Annotated in this window: 30 protein-coding genes; 3 read left to right on the top strand and 27 right to left on the bottom strand. The window is 68.0% G+C overall.

What is annotated here, in order from left to right:
• Nucleotides 1-382 precede the first annotated feature (382 nt).
• On the top strand, nt 383-904 hold the full coding sequence (locus AB0K28_RS24925; protein WP_364374639.1) for a hypothetical protein: 522 nt from the start codon (nt 383-385) through the stop codon (nt 902-904).
• Nucleotides 905-1,009: 105 nt separating this feature from the next.
• On the opposite strand, the gene AB0K28_RS24930 is transcribed toward AB0K28_RS24925, so the two are convergent.
• Nucleotides 1,010-1,795 (bottom strand): DNA adenine methylase, encoded by a 786-nt coding sequence (locus tag AB0K28_RS24930; RefSeq protein WP_364374236.1) that lies wholly within the window; start codon nt 1,793-1,795, stop codon nt 1,010-1,012.
• A 352-nt stretch (nt 1,796-2,147) separates the two neighbouring features.
• On the opposite strand from AB0K28_RS24930, the gene AB0K28_RS24935 reads away from it, so the two are divergent.
• A complete protein-coding gene (locus AB0K28_RS24935) occupies nt 2,148-2,408 on the top strand; it encodes a hypothetical protein (protein ID WP_364374239.1) in 261 nt (86 codons plus the stop codon).
• Nucleotides 2,409-2,744: 336 nt separating this feature from the next.
• On the opposite strand, the gene AB0K28_RS24940 is transcribed toward AB0K28_RS24935, so the two are convergent.
• The 3 genes from AB0K28_RS24940 to AB0K28_RS24950 form a co-directional block, all read right to left on the bottom strand.
• The gene (locus AB0K28_RS24940; protein WP_364374242.1) at nt 2,745-2,885 is read right to left on the bottom strand and encodes a hypothetical protein; all 141 of its coding nucleotides are present in this window, start codon (nt 2,883-2,885) and stop codon (nt 2,745-2,747) included.
• A 40-nt stretch (nt 2,886-2,925) separates the two neighbouring features.
• The gene (locus AB0K28_RS24945; protein ID WP_364374244.1) at nt 2,926-3,342 is read right to left on the bottom strand and encodes an endonuclease domain-containing protein; all 417 of its coding nucleotides are present in this window, start codon (nt 3,340-3,342) and stop codon (nt 2,926-2,928) included.
• Between the two features lie 128 nt (nt 3,343-3,470).
• Nucleotides 3,471-4,547 carry a tyrosine-type recombinase/integrase gene (locus AB0K28_RS24950; RefSeq protein WP_364374642.1) on the bottom strand — a complete coding sequence of 359 codons (1,077 nt, stop codon included), beginning with the start codon at nt 4,545-4,547 and terminating at the stop codon, nt 3,471-3,473.
• Nucleotides 4,548-4,721: 174 nt separating this feature from the next.
• Here AB0K28_RS24950 and AB0K28_RS24955 point away from each other — a divergent pair, with 174 nt between their 5' ends.
• A complete protein-coding gene (locus AB0K28_RS24955) occupies nt 4,722-5,183 on the top strand; it encodes a hypothetical protein (protein ID WP_364374247.1) in 462 nt (153 codons plus the stop codon).
• 6 nt (nt 5,184-5,189) lie between these two features.
• On the opposite strand, the gene AB0K28_RS24960 is transcribed toward AB0K28_RS24955, so the two are convergent.
• The 23 genes from AB0K28_RS24960 to AB0K28_RS25070 form a co-directional block, all read right to left on the bottom strand.
• The gene (locus tag AB0K28_RS24960; protein ID WP_364374250.1) at nt 5,190-5,408 is read right to left on the bottom strand and encodes a helix-turn-helix domain-containing protein; all 219 of its coding nucleotides are present in this window, start codon (nt 5,406-5,408) and stop codon (nt 5,190-5,192) included.
• A 16-nt stretch (nt 5,409-5,424) separates the two neighbouring features.
• Nucleotides 5,425-5,649, bottom strand: coding sequence for a hypothetical protein (locus AB0K28_RS24965; protein ID WP_364374253.1), 225 nt, complete (start codon nt 5,647-5,649; stop codon nt 5,425-5,427).
• A 129-nt stretch (nt 5,650-5,778) separates the two neighbouring features.
• On the bottom strand, nt 5,779-6,414 hold the full coding sequence (locus AB0K28_RS24970; protein ID WP_364374256.1) for a TFIIB-type zinc ribbon-containing protein: 636 nt from the start codon (nt 6,412-6,414) through the stop codon (nt 5,779-5,781).
• A gap of 283 nt (nt 6,415-6,697) precedes the next feature.
• Nucleotides 6,698-7,270 carry a hypothetical protein gene (locus AB0K28_RS24975; RefSeq protein ID WP_364374259.1) on the bottom strand — a complete coding sequence of 191 codons (573 nt, stop codon included), beginning with the start codon at nt 7,268-7,270 and terminating at the stop codon, nt 6,698-6,700.
• A 200-nt stretch (nt 7,271-7,470) separates the two neighbouring features.
• Entirely contained in the window at nt 7,471-8,136 is a 666-nt protein-coding gene (locus AB0K28_RS24980; RefSeq protein ID WP_364374262.1) for a hypothetical protein, read from the bottom strand.
• Nucleotides 8,137-9,660: 1,524 nt separating this feature from the next.
• Nucleotides 9,661-10,233, bottom strand: coding sequence for a hypothetical protein (locus tag AB0K28_RS24985; RefSeq protein WP_364374265.1), 573 nt, complete (start codon nt 10,231-10,233; stop codon nt 9,661-9,663).
• Between the two features lie 896 nt (nt 10,234-11,129).
• The gene (locus AB0K28_RS24990) at nt 11,130-11,657 is read right to left on the bottom strand and encodes a J domain-containing protein (protein ID WP_364374268.1); all 528 of its coding nucleotides are present in this window, start codon (nt 11,655-11,657) and stop codon (nt 11,130-11,132) included.
• Entirely contained in the window at nt 11,641-11,913 is a 273-nt protein-coding gene (locus AB0K28_RS24995) for a hypothetical protein (RefSeq protein ID WP_364374271.1), read from the bottom strand. Before AB0K28_RS24995 ends, AB0K28_RS24990 begins: the two co-directional genes overlap by 17 nt.
• The gene (locus tag AB0K28_RS25000; RefSeq protein WP_364374274.1) at nt 11,910-13,058 is read right to left on the bottom strand and encodes a hypothetical protein; all 1,149 of its coding nucleotides are present in this window, start codon (nt 13,056-13,058) and stop codon (nt 11,910-11,912) included. Before AB0K28_RS25000 ends, AB0K28_RS24995 begins: the two co-directional genes overlap by 4 nt.
• Nucleotides 13,055-13,600, bottom strand: coding sequence for a hypothetical protein (locus AB0K28_RS25005; RefSeq protein ID WP_364374277.1), 546 nt, complete (start codon nt 13,598-13,600; stop codon nt 13,055-13,057). The genes AB0K28_RS25000 and AB0K28_RS25005 overlap by 4 nt, the downstream gene beginning before the upstream one ends.
• Nucleotides 13,600-13,932, bottom strand: coding sequence for a hypothetical protein (locus AB0K28_RS25010; protein ID WP_364374280.1), 333 nt, complete (start codon nt 13,930-13,932; stop codon nt 13,600-13,602). The genes AB0K28_RS25005 and AB0K28_RS25010 overlap by 1 nt, the downstream gene beginning before the upstream one ends.
• Nucleotides 13,925-14,287 (bottom strand): hypothetical protein, encoded by a 363-nt coding sequence (locus tag AB0K28_RS25015; RefSeq protein WP_364374283.1) that lies wholly within the window; start codon nt 14,285-14,287, stop codon nt 13,925-13,927. The genes AB0K28_RS25010 and AB0K28_RS25015 overlap by 8 nt, the downstream gene beginning before the upstream one ends.
• Nucleotides 14,277-14,534, bottom strand: coding sequence for a hypothetical protein (locus tag AB0K28_RS25020; RefSeq protein ID WP_364374286.1), 258 nt, complete (start codon nt 14,532-14,534; stop codon nt 14,277-14,279). Before AB0K28_RS25020 ends, AB0K28_RS25015 begins: the two co-directional genes overlap by 11 nt.
• Nucleotides 14,531-14,818, bottom strand: coding sequence for a WhiB family transcriptional regulator (locus AB0K28_RS25025; protein WP_364374289.1), 288 nt, complete (start codon nt 14,816-14,818; stop codon nt 14,531-14,533). Before AB0K28_RS25025 ends, AB0K28_RS25020 begins: the two co-directional genes overlap by 4 nt.
• Nucleotides 14,818-15,114, bottom strand: a complete 297-nt coding sequence (locus tag AB0K28_RS25030; protein WP_364374292.1) for a hypothetical protein — start codon at nt 15,112-15,114, stop codon at nt 14,818-14,820. The genes AB0K28_RS25025 and AB0K28_RS25030 overlap by 1 nt, the downstream gene beginning before the upstream one ends.
• Before the next feature lie 59 nt (nt 15,115-15,173).
• A complete protein-coding gene (locus AB0K28_RS25035) occupies nt 15,174-16,100 on the bottom strand; it encodes a hypothetical protein (protein WP_364374294.1) in 927 nt (308 codons plus the stop codon).
• Nucleotides 16,097-16,648: a hypothetical protein gene (locus AB0K28_RS25040; RefSeq protein ID WP_364374297.1), complete on the bottom strand. Its 552-nt coding sequence runs from the start codon at nt 16,646-16,648 to the stop codon at nt 16,097-16,099. The genes AB0K28_RS25035 and AB0K28_RS25040 overlap by 4 nt, the downstream gene beginning before the upstream one ends.
• On the bottom strand, nt 16,645-16,887 hold the full coding sequence (locus AB0K28_RS25045) for a hypothetical protein (RefSeq protein WP_364374300.1): 243 nt from the start codon (nt 16,885-16,887) through the stop codon (nt 16,645-16,647). Before AB0K28_RS25045 ends, AB0K28_RS25040 begins: the two co-directional genes overlap by 4 nt.
• Complete coding sequence (locus AB0K28_RS25050; RefSeq protein WP_364374303.1) at nt 16,884-17,270, bottom strand: hypothetical protein; 387 nt, start codon at nt 17,268-17,270, stop codon at nt 16,884-16,886. Before AB0K28_RS25050 ends, AB0K28_RS25045 begins: the two co-directional genes overlap by 4 nt.
• Nucleotides 17,267-17,620, bottom strand: coding sequence for a hypothetical protein (locus tag AB0K28_RS25055; protein WP_364374306.1), 354 nt, complete (start codon nt 17,618-17,620; stop codon nt 17,267-17,269). Before AB0K28_RS25055 ends, AB0K28_RS25050 begins: the two co-directional genes overlap by 4 nt.
• The gene (locus AB0K28_RS25060) at nt 17,617-18,000 is read right to left on the bottom strand and encodes a hypothetical protein (RefSeq protein ID WP_364374309.1); all 384 of its coding nucleotides are present in this window, start codon (nt 17,998-18,000) and stop codon (nt 17,617-17,619) included. The genes AB0K28_RS25055 and AB0K28_RS25060 overlap by 4 nt, the downstream gene beginning before the upstream one ends.
• A 7-nt stretch (nt 18,001-18,007) precedes the next feature.
• Nucleotides 18,008-18,265 (bottom strand): hypothetical protein, encoded by a 258-nt coding sequence (locus tag AB0K28_RS25065; protein ID WP_364374312.1) that lies wholly within the window; start codon nt 18,263-18,265, stop codon nt 18,008-18,010.
• Nucleotides 18,266-18,337: 72 nt separating this feature from the next.
• On the bottom strand, nt 18,338-18,592 hold the full coding sequence (locus AB0K28_RS25070) for a hypothetical protein (RefSeq protein ID WP_364374315.1): 255 nt from the start codon (nt 18,590-18,592) through the stop codon (nt 18,338-18,340).
• Nucleotides 18,593-18,613 lie beyond the last annotated feature (21 nt).

An 18,613-nucleotide genomic window follows, 5' to 3' on the forward strand; every position in this document is an offset into this window, starting at 1 on the left:
CGATGGCGGGCACGGCACCTCCGGTTCATGGTGGACGATGAGGGGTCGCTTGGCCGCGCCGCCCAGCAGAGACAGAGGCGTGATGGAAGATGAAGAGCTGCAGCGACGCGGGTACACGGGATACCCGCGCAGGCTGTCGAGGGAAGGCTCTGGTCCAGGCGTCAGCCTAATCGGGCCCGCCCCGCAGGAATGTTTCGGTTCGCCCCAGTGATTCGGGACCCCTCACGGCGGCACATTGATACGGTCGTAGCGATGGTCAGTCGATCGCTTGGAGCTGCCGATGGGGATATTCTCCCGCCGTCCGAAACGCAATCCGTCTAACGACGGTCAACAGGGCGACCACCAAGTGGAAGCGCAGGACGCTTTCGAAAACGGCGTGCGCATGTGGAAGCAAGGGTCTCACCGAGAGGCAGCCTCGTCCTTCGCCGTCGCGACCCAGCTTGAGCCAAACTCGGTCAACGCGCAGTTCCTGCTTGGCGCATCGCTGGCTCAAGTTGGTGATCCCGATGCCGCGGTCGCGCCTCTCCAAAAGTGCGTTGAGCTCGACCCTAACCACCTCGATGGACACAACACCCTTGGGATGGTCCTCGGGCGCCTGGGCCGGCACACGGAAGGTGAAGTTCATCTCGCGAAGGCTGCGTTTCTCGGTCATCCGCAATCTCCACAGACCTTGCGTGCTCTGAACATGAGTTACTGCCGCAGGTGTGGCGGGCCCGTCGGCCGGGTGAACCCTAACGGTGCCGACGTTAACTTTTACAGTCCAAGCGTGGGCATGGAATGCCGAACATGCCCGACAGTGCTCTGCGCAGGATGCGTGCTGGGCGATTTTGAGAGCGCCATCTCACCACCTTGTCCTGATTGCGGCTCCACGCTCATCGGACTCCGCAAGGATTCGGAACTTTAGTTCCGAGCCCAGTGCCAACGTCATCTCGCCGCCGGCTGCTTGAGCCCGGCGAGCAGTGGAGTACGCCGTGGCGGAGTTCTTGCAGCGCGCGGCCGCCGACATCGCCTACCTGTTGACCCAGATCGACTCTACCGCCACGGCGCGCGCGTCGGACGACGCCTGACGAACCCGGTAGTCGATGCGGCGCCACCCCGACAGCAGCTCGTCGTACAGGTCCGACCGGTACCCCGACATGACGACCGTCCCCCGGCAGGAGTTCAGCAGCTCCAGCAGGGGGCGGTGCTGGTCGTCGGCGTCCATCTCCTTGACGTACCGGCCCGAGCCGGCGGCGTTGCGCGTCGAGCGGAGGTACGGCGGGTCGAGGTAGAACGCCGTGTCCGGCGAGTCCATCCGGCCGATGAGCTCCAGGGCGTCGCACTGCTCGATGAACGCTTCACGCAGCCGGTCCGCGTGCCAGCGCAGCGCGGCGCCCATCCGCTTCGACGTCATCGGGTTGTTGACGCGGGTGCGCGACGTCGGCCGCCGCCATGACGCGCCAGCCTCACCGCTTCGGGACTGGGTGCACTGGATCCACCAGCGGCGGGCGCGCTCCAGGTCGGACGCCGTGGTGTCGCCGAGCTTGGCCGCCTGGTGCTCGGCGCGGGCGTACGGGGTGAGCTGGATGGCGCGCTGCAGGTCACGCGGCCGGTCCCGCAGGGTGCGCATGAACGCGACGAGGTCGCCGTTGATGTCGTTGATCGTCTCGATCTTCGCGGGGTCCTTGGCGAAGAACACCGCGGCGGACCCGGCGAACGGCTCGCAGTACACCTCGTGCTTGGGCAGCAGCGAGGCGAGGAACGGGGCGAGCTTGCCCTTGGCGCCGTAGTACTGGAACGGAGGGCGCAGCGCCACGGCGGACCTCCTTGAGGAGTGATCGGTAGGGGTCATCAACAGGAGCGTCAACAGAGCACAGCGCCGCCGACCCCGGCGTCGGGGAACAGTGGTACAACCATTCCGCGGATCCGGCTGTCGTCCGCGCATACAGCTCTTCGCCACGCATCTTGAGATGACGTATCACTCATATCCTTTGAGTATTTCTATTATGCGGATTCTTCATATCCTGTAGACAAGGAGATATGAGCAGAACGCCATTTCGCGATACAGCCCGAGCCATCGCCGACCGTATGGACTACATCGCCATGTCCGTAGGATGCAACCGCGTCCGCTCCCACGGCTGGTGGCGGAACATGGTCGAGCACGGCGCATGGAACGGACCCGGAGACGTACGCGTCGGCCCCCCGACCCCGAAGCCGTTTTCGGCATCGCCACGCTGTTCGCCACCACCCCAGAACAGGTGAACGCGATGATCGCGGCCGACTGGTACGGCGTGACCAACGGAGAACTGTCCACCCGGGTCATGGGTCTGGGCCCGATCATCGACAGGCTCGACATCGACGACTACGGCCTGGTGCATAATCTGACCCTCCGCCTAGCCCGACCGCGCGAGGCCGTGGACGACAGATGAACTAGGCGTGATCGCCGAGCCGTCTCCATGGAAGCGGGACCCCGCTTAGTACCAATGGCTGCACCACTGTTTCCTGATGCCTAGACGGGATGAGCGAGGGCGCAACGGGGAGCCGGTGACCCGATTGGCGAGGGGTTACCGACTTCGTGTTTGTCGTTACGTCGGTTGACCTGTGAAAACGTCTTAGATCGAATGCTAACAAGATCAGCATTCGGACCTATCCAATGACCTTCGGACGATCGTGATCACGCGTCAGCGTGCAACTGGGACATGCGAATCTGAGCGATCAGTGTTCCGAATGCGCACCAACGCGACGAATGCGAAGATTGCGCAGATTCACCAGATCCGGGCCAGCCGGTACTGCTCCACATCCTCGGCGTCCACCACCGGAACCCGGCAGCCGCCGCACACCGCCCGGTCCGTCCACATCCCCAGGTTCACATGGCCGCAGTGGTGCACCCAGGCCGACTTGTCCATTGAACTTGACTTCGACCTGGGCAAATCATCCCCCTGCTCGTTACCGCGATGGATAGCCGAAGTGCTCGATTCGCAGGCCGAGGATCTTCGTCGGTGGCATCAGCCGGTATCGCTCGAACAGTGCGCCACCGCCCGGTTCTTGCAGGTTGCAGCTCACGCACAGCAGCCCGCGCACCAGGTCTGTCGCGTGGTCGTGGTCCCAGACCCGATCACCGTCATGCCCGCCGCACACCGCGCAGCGCCCGTCCTGCCAATAGACCAGCGCCGTCACCGGGCTGTCATTTTCCAGAGGGCCGAGCCGCACCGGCCAGTTCCAGCACGCCGGTTCGCGATCTTCCCGCCAGGCTGCGGTGGCGGCCTCCTGCTCGGCGTTCACCGCGTCGAGCCGGTCAGACTCCGCGCGCTCCTCTGGGGTCATGTGTTGCCTACACGCGGGACGGTAGAACGGCAGCAGCACCCGACATGGGGCTCCAGTGTGCTTCGTGGGCCGGCCGCATCGGTGCCGCGTCGGCTCAGCCCGCAAGAAGCGGTCCAACGACTCGCGCGACCGATCCGGGATCGGGGGGTAGCCCCATAGTGCGCGCGTCATAGCCCGAGCCCCGCCGTGGCGTTGTCCGCCCACTCGTCCACGGTGCGCATATAGCCGTACAGCACGCCCGAGGTGGGCGACCATCCACCCTGCTCGGCGATCGTCTTCGCGTCATGGCCGGCCCGGCGCGCTTCCGTCGCCAATCCCGAACGGAGACTGTGCGCGGTGATGCCGTCGAGGGACGCCAACTCGGCCGCGTCGGTGACGACGTTACCGACAGCCTGTGGCGACATCTTCCCGAGCACGTTGCCGTGCCGGTCGATCCTCCGGAACGCAGGACTGGCTGCTTCGAGCTCCACCGCCTCGACCCACGCCTGCCACGCCGTCACTGGACAGGTCAGCGGGTGCGTGCCCCGCTTGATCGCGGGCGCACGGCCGCCCGTCTTGCCGTACCGGACGTGGACCTTCAGCCCCTCGTCGAGGAGCACGACGTCACGCACGAGCAGGCCCGCCAGTTCCGACCGGCGCGCGGCCATGCCGAACCCGACCGTCAGGATCGCGCGGTCTCGCAGGCCCTTGAGCGTGTGCGGCAGCGCCGCCGACATCTTCCGGAGCTGCTGCACTGTCACCGCTGGGGCTTGCCCGCGGCCCCGCTTCTCCCCCTGCTCGGCAAGGTTGCGCGCGAGAGCGTTCAGGACGTCGCGCGCCTTCCGGGGCGCCTCATCCGGGACGGTCACTCCCTGCTCGCGCAGCATGACGGTCGCACCGTAGAGCCTGCGCTGGATCGTTGCGGGCGCGTCGCCACGCTGGGCGAGCCATAGGACGAATCCGGTCAGCGAACCGGGGGTGGCGGCCATGGGCGGGATGCCGGTCTGGGCGGTGTATGTCTGCCAGGTCCGCCAGTCGCCCGCGTAGTTCCGCTTGGTGTTCGCGGTGCGAGTGTCGATCTGTTCGGCCGCTTCGTCGAGGGCGGCCAGCCGGGCGTACAGCTCGGCGTCGTCGAGGGAGATGGCGTCGGCTGAGTGGAGTCGGCCGGGGAGGTTGTCGCTCACGAGGAGCCTTTCGCGAGGGATGATCTTGATTTCTAGCTCACGATAAGCGAAGTTATCATGAACCAGAGAGCAAATGATCACCAACGCGAAATCGAACTCCGGATCACACCTGGTTCTGATCAATAGCCAGCGCCGCCGAAGCACATCGGCTGTAATTACCTCATGTCATCACCTAGACGCCCAATCCTCTCGTACTGGAGTGCATGGAGATGGGGGCTGGCTTCGGGCGCGTTCATTGGCGTCGTACTGCTAGCGGTGGAGCTGCTCCGGATCAAGGGAGCCCCCAACTTGTCCGAAGGCTGGTGGGTGATCGCCGTAGGCGCTGTCTTCCTCGTCGGCAGCCCGACCCTAGTCCACCTACTCGAACGGGACAGGAAACGTCGGCTCAAGCGCGCGGCAGAGGATCCCAGCCGCCAACTGCATGATCGCATTCGCGAGGTAAACACCGCGTTCACCAAAGCCGCAGCACTGATGCATGACCTACAGCGCGACCTCGCAGCACAACAAGCTGCCCGCGAAGCACTTATCGCTCAAGCCGAAGAGCAACAGCGACTCCTGGAAATCGATCAGGGACAGGCGGAGAGAATTCGCGAGATCCTCGTTGGCGAGACAAAGGCGACCATCCAGGCTGAGCGGCGTCAGCAGTGGATCTTCTTCGCCCTCGGCGCGCTGGTATCCATCCCAATCGGCGTCGCCATCAACCTGCTTGTCCCCTGAGCCGGGTCACACCGCGCGAGCCGCCGGCCTGCGGTTGCCGCCCCGCGGCCGCAGCGGCGCCCCCGCCTCCTCCAGCAGTCGGTGCACGAACCCGTACGAGCGGCCCGTCGAGAGCGACAGCCCCCGGATCGACTCCCCGTCCATGTACCGGCGCTTGAGCTCCGCCTTCAGCTCCTCGCGCTCCGCGCCCGCCACCCGCTGATACTTCCGAACCATCACAGCCACCCCTGCCTGTCTCGTCTCACGCAGCCGCCGCCAGCCGAGCCCGCAACGCATCCCGGCCCTCCGGCGAATCAGGCACGTCGTCGCCCCGCCAGATACAGCCCTCGATCGTCGCCAGATCAGCGAAGTCGTACACAACCTCGCGGCCGACCCGACCCAGCACCTGCACGCCATACCGGCGCGCCCACTGCCGGATCGTCACCGCCTCCCGGCCCAGCCGGGCAGCAGCGATCTTCGCCGTCACAGGGGACACCAACACCCCCGAACAGCGAAAAGCCCCCGAACCATGATCAGTCCGAGGGCACACGTCTCTCCGTCGCCCGGAAGTGTTACACAGCGTTCCACCCCGCGCAAGCCGACAGCGGAACCGCAATCAACGAGGCGCCTCCTCCTCCACCCGCGCCGACGCCTCCCCCTCCGAAACGTGCGACCCACACGCCGCACACACGTAGAAGCCCGCCCGCGCGTCCCAGCGGAACGACCGCTCACCACACCGGCACCGCGCCGGCGACCACGCAGGCGGCTCATCCCCCACCACCCGCTCCAACACCAGCCGCCACGACAACGCGAACTCCGCCAGGCCCACCAAGTCCTCAGCGGCGAGAACCGACTCCAGCCGGCCCGACTCCACCAACCAACCCACCGCCCGCGAACGAGCCACCGCCGACCGCACCCCACCCGGCCGCGACCCCGCACCCAGCCACACCCGCGCCCGACCCTCGAAGTCCAGCAGCCCACCCGTCAACTTCTCCAGCAACTCCCCCACCGGCGACACCGCCGGCTTCGGCCGCGACCCCGACACCCTCGACCACTTCGACGGCGGACGGAACCCATCCGCCTCCCGCGCCAACTGCGAAGCGAACGTGTCCACCTCCAACAACGCCGCCCGCACCGACGCCGTACACCGACCACACACCAGCGGCTCCCCCGGCCGCCACCTCACCTCCGGAACCTCCGGCTCCGCAGGCGGCTCCCCCACCTCGCCGCCCCGCGCCCACGCGTCCACCAAATCCGCATGCTCATCACGCGCCCGCTCGAAAGCAGCCCACGCCCGCCGCGACCTGCCATTACACGGACCCACACACGCACCCGACACCGGCGACACACCAGAAGCAAAACCAGACACGGCACCCCCGACCCGTCGAAGAACGCCCACAACACTACAAGATCAAACTGTTTCCGCAGGTACCAAGCCGAAAGCAGCCCCGGCCGGCCCCCATCGGGGTACCCCCGGGGGCATGCGAAAGCGCCGGACCGTTCGACCGGTCCGGCGCTGGTCGGCGCGTCGCGCGCTACAGGCGAACGCCTGCGCGTTCGGCAAGCCTGCCCGCGCTGTACGCGTCGCGCGCCACTTCGCCCCATTCCTTGCGCTGCGTGTGCGCGCGTAGCGCTTGCAGGAGGTAGAGCGCTGCGGCGATGTACTGTCCGGCCTTCGTCGCGCTCTCCTTCTCGGCGCGGGTCTCCGCCCCGATGAACTCCGCGCTGCTCCACGTGACCAGCAAGGTACCGGCGTCGCTGCGCTCTACCTTCACGTCAACCATGACGCGCTGCTGTGCCAGCACGGCGCAGCACTGCGCGGCAACGCGCCTGACGGCGGCGAACTGCTCGCGCTGCCGGGCTTCCCGGCTGCTCGGTTGGACGCTCGGCAGGGTCGCGAAGAACGGGCGAACCTTGTGGGCAATGAGGACGTAGCCGTTCCACGGGCAACGCGTCGATAGCCCGATGACGGTGAACACCTGCCCCCGGTACTCCGTGCGGTCGCCCTGGTAGGTGACTTCCGTTCCGCGCGGCAGGTAGACCGCTAGGGCGTCGGCGGCTTCCCGTGAGATCTTGGCCGCGCCGCGCTGCAACATGCTGCCCAGCACGCACGGGATGCCCTGCTCTGCGCACGGGCGGCACTTGCTCCTGTGGTCGGCTAGGGCCTGGTGCGCGTTCCGCGCGTGGTCCCGGGCTACTTCGGCTTGCGCTCGGCTGATCATGGCTGCTGCCTCCTGTGGCGATGTGTGTTGGTCGGTCGGGGTGGGGCCGGGCGGCCCGTGGTGGCGTCACGGGCCGCCCGGTGCTGCTAGGCGGTGGCCTTGGACTCGTCGGCCTTGGGCTCGTCGGCGTCGGCGTCCGTATTGGCCTCCGGCTCCTTGGCCAGAGACGCGACGATCTCCTGGACCTGCGGCCACGTGAGGTCGCGGGCCTTCATCGCGTCGGCAAAGTGCTCCTCAGCCGGGGTGACCTTGAAGCGCTCCGCGAACTCGACCACCTGACGGACGGCGGCCACGTCGGCGGCGCGCTTGGCGGCGGCCTTGCGGCGGGCCTCGATCTCCTTGCGGTACTCCGCCATGGTCGGAAGCTCGGCAAGCAGCTTCTGCACCTGGCTGGCGGACGTGCCGGGCAGCTTGCCCAGCTCCTTGAGAGTCGCGTCACCGAAACCGACCTGGGCGGCCACGTGCATGCCGATCAGCGCATAGCTGCTGATCTTCATCTGTGCCTTGCCGCTGCCGCGCGACCAAACGCACTCGGCGGGAAGGTCGGCCAGCTCGTCACCGGTCATGATCCGGTCGGCGACGCTGCCCTCGCTCTCACCCTTGGCCAGCTCGTCAAGGCGGCCGGTAGCGGCCAGACCCAGCACGGTAAAGCCGGTCGGGCGGGAGACGCCCAGCCGTCCGAACGTCTTCGGGTGGGCGACGCCAGCGGCTTCGATCGCGTCGAACAGAGCGGCCGGGTTGACGTTGAGCATTGATCTGCCTTCCTTGGGGTGCCCGCCCGGACGGTCCGGGCGGGCGGGTTGGTTGGTTGGTTAGAAGTGCTGCGTGTCATCGATAGCGCGACCGCTATCGACACGCGGGCGGATGACGTACGCGGTTCGGCGGCGGCGTCGCCACCACCTGATCAGCAGTCCGAGCGCTACGGCTCCGACTGCGGCAACGACGGCCATCCATGCCGCCAGAACCACCAGCGCGCTGTCACCGGAGGTGTTGGCGGCGCTGATCTCGCCCAGAGTCGGGCTGACGGACGGCATAGGCGTGGCCGTGGGCATGGTCACGGTCGGTCCGGGCTCGCCGGACGGTCCGGGGCTGCCGTCACGTCCGGGAGGGCCTGCGGGTCCGGTGGGGCCGGGCTCGCCGACTCCTGCCGGTCCGGTGGGGCCGGGAACGGTGGAGTCCGCGCCCGGCTTGCCCGGCGTTCCCGCCGGTCCGGGAGGTCCGGACGGTCCGGACGGTCCTTGCGGGCCGGGAACGGTGGAGTCCGCGCCCGGCTCGCCGGGGTCGCCCTTGGGTCCGGGCGGGCCGGACGGTCCAGGGTCGCCCTTCGGTCCGGGGGGGCCGGACGGTCCGGGCACCGGGTAACCGGTGGCCGTGACGGTCACGGCCGGTCCGGGAGGTCCGGACGGTCCGGGAACGGTGGAGTCCGCGCCGGGTTCGCCCTGCGGTCCGGGAGGTCCGGACGGGCCGGGGTCGCCTTGCGGTCCGGGGGGTCCGGGGGGTCCGGACGGGCCGGGCGGTCCGGGGGGACCGCTTACGGTCACGGTCGTGACGGGATCGGCGGCGACGAGACGCGCGCTGGTCACGTCGCTACCTCCCGGCAGTGTGTACGCGAGGAGGAGCGCGGCGGCGGCGGCACCGACCGCCGCCCACGCTGCTCTGTCGCTCTTGTGTGTCTGCACGTAGACAAACCTAGCCCGACCTAGATATGTGGGGAACCAGTTTCGATAACGGTTTCCCGGCGGTCTGATAACGGTCTAATCACGGGCTTCGTGCCTGGTCAGAGCACGTGTGCGAGTCGGCGCACGCGGTTTTTCGTACAGTTGTTCGGGTCAGATGGGGGCCGGCCAGGACCCTATACGAAAACACGTTCGATAAATCGCGGGCCGGGCTGATCATCTACTTTGGCACCGAATCGCCAGGTCCGCCGCCAAGCGACCAGTCATCCAGCCCCCGTCTTTTGTTGATCTTGCCCTATGTAGCTAGAACGCTCTGAGATCGACGTAGAGCGCTTGAACTGTCTTGTTGTACTCCGAGTACCGACCTGCACCTGTTCGCGTCTCACGGTAAAGCTCAGCGCGTTCTAGGTGGTGCGTCGTGTCTCGCGTGGTGCGTCTGATGCGTCAGGCCGGTCTGTGTGCATGCGAAAAACCCATCAGCGACGAGGAGGTGTGCTCGGCTCGCGCTGATGGGTTTCCGTCTGATTTTGGCTGCTCTGGGTGCGCCTTCCGCGTGGTTTCGGGCCTGCGGCGCGCGGGTGGGTTTGGTGTTTGCGCTGGTCAGGGGGTGGGCTTGTCTGCCAACGTGGCGTGCTGTCGCAGCATCACCTCGAGGGCCTGGGCGCGTTGGATGAGCTCGGCGACCTGCTCGGCTTCGTCGAGAAGTTCGGCGGGGTCGCTGATCTGCCCGTCGTAGGCGTCGGTTTCGTATCCGCTGGTGTCGCCGCCGAACGGGTAACCGTCGCCGTCTGGGATGGCGTCGGCCAGCTGCGTTCGCAGTGCGTCGCGTTCGGCGGGCTGGACCATCTGGGGCCAGGTATCGCGGACGGTGAGCGCGAATTCGTAGGCATGGGGCCAGGGCTCGCTGTCGGTGTACAGGTCCCAGTCCCGGTCGAAGTTTTGGCGGGCGGCTGGGGTAAGCGCGGCGCGGAAGGGCTGGAATTCGGGGATGTCGGCCGCGGGTGGCCGATCGTCTTCGAGTCGCTTGACGAAGGGGTCGCCTGCGGCTTCTGCGGCGGCGAGTCGCGGTGCTCGCTGGGTGAGCCATGCCTGGTATTCGGCGGGCTTGTGGGTCTGGCAGGGCGCGATCCACCCTTCGTCGCCGTCGCAGGGGCAGGGAGTTTCTGTGGTCATGCTTCATCCTTTCGTGCTTTGGCGTCGGCTGCGCAGCCTCGGCAGGGCAGGTCTTGGTGGTGGGTGGTGCACCGGCCGGCCGCTGGTGCGGATGTCTCAGTCTGCCTCTGCGGCAGGTAGGGGCGGGGGTCTTTCTCGAGGGCCCGCTTGACGTACGCGGTCTTGTTCTGGACTCGGCCTCGGGCTTTGTCGAGGATCGTCTTCCTCACCTGGGCGGCGTGGTCGGCGGTGATGGGCTGCGCTGTGAGCGGAGCGAGCTGGCGCATGACCATCTCATCCACTTGACGAAGATCATCGTCGTCGTCGATTGATCGGCCGACCTGGTACGGCGGGATAGATGACTGACTAGATGTATGTGTCGTTGGGATGGGGTGGGATGGGAGTGGGAGTGGGGGGGCGTCTCCAGACAGGTCTTCCGACGCGTCATGAGACGCGTCTCTAGATGTGTCTCGTTCAGCGCGCTTCCTGTCCAGCCACCGCTCTTGACGTGCGCGTTTCGCTTCACGGTCCGCTCTGATCTTCTCGGCGGACGACTGGTATTCGAGGTAGTCGTGGACGGTCCATCCGCCGCCGTTTTCTTCGTCGTTTCGCTCCCAAAGTCCAGCGGAAACCAGCTCGTTCGCGTACCGTTTCGGACTCCGCACGTCCGACACGTACGTGATCTCCGACTCGGCGATACGGCCGTCCGTGAGGTTGGCGTTGCACCAGCACAACGCGGACACGTACAAGCGGAACGCCTTGTCCGACAGGCGCCGGACCTTCCGGTTGACCGGGAACTGGTCATCTACACGAACCCATGGCACGGGCCGCCTCTCCTTCACGAGCTGGTTGTTCAATTGGTGGAGCCACCGAGGGAAGAGGCGTCCCGCCACCGTAAGCGGTACCGCTATCAGCCGTCATCTTGCTCTCGGCGGCCGCCCGGTCAGGTCATAGACTTCCCGCCGGCCGGGGTCGGACAGGACGTGGTACGCCTCCCCCACCTCCTGGAACCGCCTGGCCACCTCCGGGTCGGGGTTGACGTCGGGGTGGAGCTGGCGGGCCAGCCGCCGGTACGCCTTCCTGATGTCGTCCTGGCTCGCCGCCCGGGCGACGCCGAGCAGGTCGTACAGGTGCCCGGCCGGCGGCGACGTCTTGGTCTTGGGCGGCCGCGGAGGTGGCGCTTGGACGCGTGGTTTGCCGGTGCAGGTGGCTGCGTGCGGCATCATCAGCTTCTCCGGCGGGACGAGCGTCCGTTCCTCGGTGATGCGGCGCGACCTGAGCACACCGTGGACGTCGCGCCGCACGGCGGTGTTGCCGTCCTCGCGCGGGGCCAGGTCCACGGGGAACCAGGCGCCGGTCTCGGTGCGGGTCCACCAGACGTCCTTGCCGCACGGCAGCTTGTCCCTCGTGCCCTTGCATGGTCCTCGGTCAGCTCTGGGGAACACGCTGTCTCTCTCCGGACGGCAGGATCTTGGCCAGGGTGACGGCGCGGACGTACACCCCCGACAGCCAGCAGTCACGGCACCACAGTTCGCGCCGCTTCGACAAGTCGGCGTGGAGCGAGCACAGCGGTTCCTCGTCGAGGTGTTCGTTCACGCAGCCGGTCACGAACACGCCGATGGGCGGGGCTCCGCAGTTGCGGCCTTCGTCGAGGAGTTCACACATGCAGCCGTCGCTCTTGCCGGGCGTGGTGTCGGTCACTTCTTGCCGCCGGTGAGCCGCTCGAACAGGGCGTTGATGGTGGTGAGTTCGGCCTGCGCCTGGTCCCGCTCGAGGGTCACCTGGTTGAGCTCGCCGCGCAGGTCGCCGAGGTCTCGGACTGCCTTGTCGCGTTCGGCGCGGGCCTCGTCGCGGTCGCGGATCGCGTCGTCCCGTTCGGCTTCGACCTGGCGGACGGTCCGCTCGAACGCGATGAGGGCCTGCAGGGCGGCGCCGCCGGTCGCGGCCGGCGCAGCGGGTTCGGGTGCGGGCGCGGGGGTTGTCGTCTTGGCGTTGACGGCGGCCGCGACGGTCCGGGGATCGGGCTTGGGCTTGGGCGTGGTCTTGGTGATGGTCAATCCGCCGTCGTTCCACTCCAGGGCGATCCACCACACGGGCGGGGTGGCGCGCGGCCGGTGACAGCGGGTGTGCTCGGTCCGGTTGAGGTACTGCCGGACTTCCTTCTCATGGATGGCGTCCCAGTCGGGGCAGGCGGCCTTGATGATGTCGGCGAGCGCGCCGACCCACTGGACGCCGACGACGCCGCCGTTGGTCAACTGCTTGTCGCCCTGGTCGCGAGCCGCGTCGCGGAGCAGCCCCCACAGGGCTTCGGAGTCTGCGGCGATGTCGCGGGGCTTGGTCCTGGTGGCGTTGGCGGTTTCGCCGGTCTTCGGCATGTCGGTGTCTCCTTCGGGAGTGGTGGTGGCGGTGGCGGCGAGTTTGGTGAGGTAGGGGATCACTTCGGTTTCGCGGGCGTGCAGCATGTCCGCGAACGGCTTGGCCTCGACGGGGCCGGGGGTGTGGAGAATGCCGCCTGACACGTACGGTCGGAGACCGTTGGCGAAGGCTGCGGCGAGGAGCGCTTCGACGCTCCACCAGGTGTCACGGGGCATGCTGTCGTCTTTCTCGGTGGCGGGGTCGGTGGCGGCGACCATGGGTGAGGGCTTGGTGGGGTGGTCGTGCAGGAGTGAGCGGATCTCGCGCCGGTAGTTGTCGAGGCCGCGGCCCATGGCCTGCAGCGGGATGGTGCCGGTGCGGCCGTTGTCGGGGTTGGTGATCTCCCAGCGGCCGTTGGCGAGCTTCATCGTGAAGCCGAGGCGTTTCGTCTCGGCTTCGACGAGCTTTTTCACGTCGGATTTGCTGGTCATGTGGCGGGTCTCCTCCAGAGGGGAAGGCGCAGGTGCTCGGCGAACGCTGCGGTTCCGGCTGCGCCTCGGCTCTTGGGGTGCAGGTGGGCGAGGACCCCGAAGTCGCCGGGCCAGCCGACTGCGAGGCCGAGCATGTAGCCGTTGCGGTACGGCCCAGCGGATTTGCTCAGCTCGGGGATGTCCCACGGTGCGGGGTGCGTTTCGACGGTCACGCCCGGCTCGTTGTTCGCCCACTCGTACGTCCACCGGTCGCCGCCGGGCGGGTCGTCGGTGTCGGGGTTGTATCCGACGATGACGTGGAGTCGGCCTCCGGCGCGGTCGAGGACTGCGTCGAGGTCGGCGCGGACGCGGGGACGGGCGGCGCCCCGCCACCCGGTGTAAACCAGGGTGAGGGGGCGCGGCCGGGCGAGTTCTTCGAGTTTGTCGCGGAAGGCTTGCCGGATGTAGTCGGCGGCCTCGGGCGGGACTCGCTGGTCGTCGAGGATGTGGGCGAGCAGCATGCGCAGCTCTGCACGCTCGTACAGGGTCAGGTGTTCGATCATCACCCGCCACCGCTCTTGCTGCCCGAGCCGCTGGAGCCGAAGCCGCCGCGCACGATCACCTTGCCGGAGCGGGTGCTGACGGGCATGTCAGTCCTTTCGGGGACGGGCCAGTTCATGGCCTCGTCGATGATCACGAGGGATGCGCTCTGGCCGCGCCAGGTGCGGCGGGCCTTCATGCGCTGCTTGATCTGGTCTTGCGTGGGCGGCGTCCAGACGTGCCAACCGGTCGAGGACGTCCACCGACTGCCATGCGGAAACTGCGTACGGCTGCCGCGCTGGGGAAGACCGCAGTAACGGCACCCGTTCGGCTGCGCGACCACCTGCTCATCCATGGCCACGACGCACGCTGCGCCGCTCCCGACGCGACATGCACAGCTGGATGCCGTACGCGCCGCCGCGGCGGTGCGCGATCCACTCCGCTTCGGCCCAGCCGCCGGGCTCGACGCCCACCGTCCGCACCGTCTCGACGAACTCCGTCATCGACATGGGGAACATGTGGCTCTCGTCGTCGAGCCACATCACGTAGCCGGCGGCGCGGCCGCGGGCGAACTGGGACAGCTGCAGGCGCGCGGTGAACGGCTCCGGAGCGCGCCACACCACCTCCCCCTCCGGGGTCCACGGGGCGCGCAGGAGATTGCCGAACTCGTCGAACGGCACCAGCCCGGTCTCGTCGAGGTCATCGGCCATCGCTGTCCCCCTTGCTCATCTCGGCCAGGACGGCGCGGGCGAGGTCCGCTCCGCGCAGCCCGTTCGACGCGGCAGGCGGCGGCGGTGCCGCCGGCGGGGTGTGCTGCCAGCCGTTGGCGCGGAGCCAGACGATGAACTCGAACGCGAAATCTGTCGTGCTGTCCCGTTCCTCCGGGTCGTTGCGGTCGCGCTCGAAGACGCGCTGTGCGAGCGCCTCCATCGCCCTTTGTGCTGCCTTGGTCATCATGGGGATCTCCTTTCTCGTGCTGTCTTGCGTTGCATGCGTCGCCGGTAGGCCCGGCGTTCGTCCTCGTCGAGGCCTCCGGCGACGCCGTACTGGGCGGCGCTGACCTGCAGATGGAAGTCGAGGCAGTCCATCTGTGCGAGGCAGCTGCGGCAGATCTGCTTGGCCCGCTGCACGCGGGCCTCCTTCTCCTGGGGTGTCTCGCGGGGTTCGCCCTCGCCGGGCCCGTAGAACAGGACCAGGTCTTCGCCCTTGCAGGCGGCGCGGTCCCGCCATCGGCGCGACATCAGCGCCTCCGCTCGGTCAGTCCCATCTCGCGGGCGGCCGCGCTGTACCGTTCGGCTTGGCGGCGCGACACCCGCATCGCGTCGGCAACCTCCTGCAGCGTCTTGCCGTCGTTGAGCAGGTTCGCGCACCGCTGGACCTTGGCGAGGCTGCGCGGCGTGACGGGTGTCCAGGCCGGCCCGGTCTCGGGCCGGATGACGCGGTATCCGGCGGTGCCGAGCGCGTCGAGGATGTCGTTGGCGGTGGGCGTGCCCGCCGTCAGCGCTTCGGAGATGACGTCGGTTGCCGTCTCAGACATGGCGTAGGAGCCCCCTGTAGAGCCTGTGATAGCGGTTCCGCTTTCGGCCAGCACATCGGTCACGCGGACGCTCGCAACGTGCTCACGTTGATCTGGGCGCGTCGCAGGGCCGCTTCCAACGCTTCCCACGTCGTGCCGAGCCGTTCGGCGAGCCGGTCCCGGTCGATCTCCTCGGTGTCGGGGTTGATCGGCGGGTCGGTGGAGAGGATGAACCGGGTGTCCTCGATGAGGGCGTCGCGGTTCCGCATGACTCGCAGACCCTCGAGGGTGCCGCGCTCCTGCAGCTTCTTGAGGTGCCGAGCGCACAGCAGCCGCTCGTCCTTCGACCCGTGGATGCAGGTCGGGTAGGAACAGCGGACCATCTCCCACGGCTTAGCGTCGGGCTCGTCGATGACGTCGGCCCACGCCGCCGCAGGGAGCCATCCTTGGGCGGCTGCGTGTGATCGGGTGTAGCCGACTGAGCGCTTCGGCAGGTGGTCCAGGGGGTCGAGGGTGTGCAGTTCGTCGGTGATGTCGCGGACGCGTCGCGCGATGCTGACGTGGACGGTGGCCTGTTCGCCCGCGCGGACCACCAGCAGGTGCTTCTCGTCCACGTTCGCCCGGGCGGCGATTTCCCGCACCGACCACCCGTCTACTGCGAGCGCTCGCAGACGTCGGATGCAGCCGATTGCGTTGATCCGCGCATGGTCGGGCAGGTCGTCCACGACGAACCCGAGGATCGCGTCGGACACGCGGGCGCTGATCTTCGCGGGCGGCTTGAGCCCGCGGCCGGGCGTCCCGTCCATGAGGTGGAAGACGGTGGACTTCCTCAGCCCTACCGCTTCGGCGATGGCTTGGTAGCTGACCCGCCAGATCCGGTTCATGTCCCGCACGTGGGTGCGGGCGGCTTCAGCGTCCACGAGTCCGCGCCAGGTACCGGCGCGCAGCTCACGGTTCCGGTTGCGCTGGTAGCGGAGCTGGGCTTCGGCGAGCGCGCTGCTGGTCACCGGGTCACCTCCGGCCACGTCAGCTTGTCGATGGCGGCCCGGTGTGCTTTCGGCATGTCCGCGAGGGGGTGCCCGAGGTGATCGGCACCGAGGGCGGCGAGCACTGCGGCGTCGGCCATGTCGTGCTTACCGCCGGTGTGGAACATCGGCAGGCGGCGGGCGACCGAATCGACGATCTCGTTCTTCTCGCCGCTGCCCTTGCCGAGGGCGTACGTCTTCAGTGTGGCCTGCGGCACCTCGACGACGGGAACCCCGGCGTCCGCGATGATGCCCATCGTCCGGTAGTAGAGGTACGAGCGCTCACCAGCGCCGCCACGGCCGCCGTCCTGCCGGTTGAACACCAGCTTCTCGACCAGGACGAGGTGCGCCTTCTCGGCGTTGGTGAGCGCGATGATGTCGCTGGCCAGCCGGTTGAGCGCGCGGTACTTGCTCTGCAGGGGCAGCTTGGTGATGCCGTCGCGTCCGGTCTTCTCGCACCAGCCGAGGCCGGTGGCCATGCCGGTGCTTGTGAGGGAGATGTCGAGGCCGACGACGTGGTAAGGGATCACTGTTGCCATTCCTTCGGGGTCTTGAGGACCTTGTGCAGGTCGTGGTCAAGGAAGAAGTCGGACCACAGGGCTGGGTCTTTGGCGACCTGCTCGGCCGGCCGGGCGGCCCGGTGGTGTCGGTTTCTGCGGAGGCGCCGTCGCTCTGCCCGATGGGCGAGCAGCGACAGGATGACCAGCCCGGCGGTGGCCAGCACGGTGAGCGCGCCGATCACCGCCAGGATGTCCTTCGCCACGGTCACGAACGGCCGTCCGCCTGGAGTCCGTCGAGCTTGGCCCGCAGCGCGGTCTTCTCAGCGGCGGTGGCGAGTAGGTCACGCTCGGCCGACTCGGCGCGCTGCACCTGCTCGGTCAGTTCCAGGTTCAGCTTGTACGCCAGCTCGGACGCGGCTTCGTACTGGGCGCGGAGCGCGGTCATCTCGCCGTCGAGGTCGCGTCGCATCATCTCGGAGCCGACGACCAGCCCGAGCAGGATGCCGACGAACATGCAGATGACGGCGATGACGAGTGCCCACACCCCGCCGAAGATGATCAGCCCAGCGAAGAACGCGGTGCTCACGCCGAGGACGAGGTACTTCTGGTACGGCTCGGACTTCTCGATGGCGATCTCGAACTTCGTCTTCACTTCGTGACCTCGCCCTCGACGTTGAGGATGTTGGGGTAGGACGAGGTGATCTCGACGCGCCACCCGTTGACCTTGAGCCGGTAGGTGCGGCCGACCTTGAGCGCGCCGTAGATGTCGGAGCTGTTGAACTTCAGGCTCAGCCAGGCATCGGTGTTCTCGTAGACGCCCCGGTCGGTGAAGATGAGGTACCTGCACGAGCGGCGGCTGTCGCAGACCCGCTCCTTCGACTCCACCGTGGCCGTCTCAACGCGGCCCGTGCCGGTCTTGACGACCGCGACGCCGACGACGATCACGAGGATGATCGCGAAGACGATGAACCCGGCGATGAGTTCTCCGTCGCCCCGCCTCATCGGCCACCGCCTCGGAGAGCGGCGTCGATGCGCGCCTGCTGGTCGGCGGGGATGTGCGGCCGGGTCGCGTCGGCGATGATCCTGGTCGCGGGTCGGCCAGCGAACCGCTCTCCCTCGGTCGGTTTGTCCGCGCGGAGCGCGTCCAGGGTGAAGGGCGGGATCTCGACGCCGTGCTCGCGGAGCGCGGTGGCGAGGGATTCGACGTCGGGCAGCTCGCATGGGGTGTATCCGATCCAGAAGACCTCGACGTCGTCCTCGTCGCCGGGGGCAGGAGGGTCGAACGCGGTGGCCCAGTAGGTGTTGAGGGGCGGGTCCCAGCCGACTGTGATGGTGCGGCTCTCGGGCGAGTCGGGAGGGTTGGGGATCGTGTAGCGGCTCATGATCTTCCTAGTGGTCGTCGTCGGCTCGGGCCTGCAGCAGGGCGATACCGGTGTCGGTGGACTTGGCCAGCTCGAACGCGGCCGCGTACTCGGGGAACCCGGCGGCCAGCCGGGCTCGGTTGAGTGCGTCGGCGACGTCGAACGCCTGGAGGAGCTTCTGCACGAAGGTGGAGCCGGGCCATCCGCCGCGGCCGAGGTGGAACAGGACATGCGCGGCGGTCTCGGGGGTGATGTGCGGGTCGGTGACGTGATGGTCGATGCTCATCGGGTCTCCCGTGGTGTGGCAGGTCGAGCCCGGCGCGAACTCCAGGCTGGGGCCCGCGCCGTGGTGCAGGGGTTACGTGGCGGCGTTCTCGCGGGCGCGCTCGTCGGCGTCGAGCTTCTGCAGCGCGCCGACGATGTCGCCGCGCCAGCCGACGACCGCGGCGGACAGCCGGTCGGCGATCTGCAGCGCCTCCATCAGGGCGGCTCGGTCGGTCAGCGCGGCCGGGTAGCGGCGGTTCCCCATCGCGAGGACGGTTTCCTGTGCGGCCAGCCGGTGCTCGATGGTGGCGGGGGTGACGTCGTCGTACTCGACAGTGATGGACTTCATCCGTGAACTCCTTGAGGGGCG

It is taken from the genome of Nonomuraea sp. NPDC049504, from assembly GCF_040676845.1.
GTDB classification, from domain to species: domain Bacteria; phylum Actinomycetota; class Actinomycetes; order Streptosporangiales; family Streptosporangiaceae; genus Nonomuraea; species Nonomuraea salmonea.

What these genes read in the sequence shown, in the direction of transcription:
- AB0K28_RS25025 (WP_364374289.1), bottom strand. Translation starts at nt 14,818, where the DNA reads ATGTCGCGCCGATGGCGGGACCGCGCCGCCTGCAAGGGCGAAGACCTG.
- AB0K28_RS24980 (WP_364374262.1), bottom strand. Translation starts at nt 8,136, where the DNA reads ATGCTCAACGTCAACCCGGCCGCTCTGTTCGACGCGATCGAAGCCGCT.
- AB0K28_RS25060 (WP_364374309.1), bottom strand. Translation starts at nt 18,000, where the DNA reads ATGAGCCGCTACACGATCCCCAACCCTCCCGACTCGCCCGAGAGCCGC.
- AB0K28_RS25005 (WP_364374277.1), bottom strand. Translation starts at nt 13,600, where the DNA reads ATGATCGAACACCTGACCCTGTACGAGCGTGCAGAGCTGCGCATGCTG.
- AB0K28_RS25065 (WP_364374312.1), bottom strand. Translation starts at nt 18,265, where the DNA reads ATGAGCATCGACCATCACGTCACCGACCCGCACATCACCCCCGAGACC.
- AB0K28_RS24940 (WP_364374242.1), bottom strand. Translation starts at nt 2,885, where the DNA reads ATGGACAAGTCGGCCTGGGTGCACCACTGCGGCCATGTGAACCTGGGG.
- AB0K28_RS25055 (WP_364374306.1), bottom strand. Translation starts at nt 17,620, where the DNA reads ATGAGGCGGGGCGACGGAGAACTCATCGCCGGGTTCATCGTCTTCGCG.
- AB0K28_RS24925 (WP_364374639.1), top strand. Translation starts at nt 383, where the DNA reads ATGTGGAAGCAAGGGTCTCACCGAGAGGCAGCCTCGTCCTTCGCCGTC.
- AB0K28_RS25010 (WP_364374280.1), bottom strand. Translation starts at nt 13,932, where the DNA reads ATGGATGAGCAGGTGGTCGCGCAGCCGAACGGGTGCCGTTACTGCGGT.
- AB0K28_RS24935 (WP_364374239.1), top strand. Translation starts at nt 2,148, where the DNA reads ATGGAACGGACCCGGAGACGTACGCGTCGGCCCCCCGACCCCGAAGCC.
- AB0K28_RS24985 (WP_364374265.1), bottom strand. Translation starts at nt 10,233, where the DNA reads ATGACCACAGAAACTCCCTGCCCCTGCGACGGCGACGAAGGGTGGATC.
- AB0K28_RS25030 (WP_364374292.1), bottom strand. Translation starts at nt 15,114, where the DNA reads ATGTCTGAGACGGCAACCGACGTCATCTCCGAAGCGCTGACGGCGGGC.
- AB0K28_RS25020 (WP_364374286.1), bottom strand. Translation starts at nt 14,534, where the DNA reads ATGATGACCAAGGCAGCACAAAGGGCGATGGAGGCGCTCGCACAGCGC.
- AB0K28_RS25015 (WP_364374283.1), bottom strand. Translation starts at nt 14,287, where the DNA reads ATGGCCGATGACCTCGACGAGACCGGGCTGGTGCCGTTCGACGAGTTC.
- AB0K28_RS25070 (WP_364374315.1), bottom strand. Translation starts at nt 18,592, where the DNA reads ATGAAGTCCATCACTGTCGAGTACGACGACGTCACCCCCGCCACCATC.
- AB0K28_RS25000 (WP_364374274.1), bottom strand. Translation starts at nt 13,058, where the DNA reads ATGACCAGCAAATCCGACGTGAAAAAGCTCGTCGAAGCCGAGACGAAA.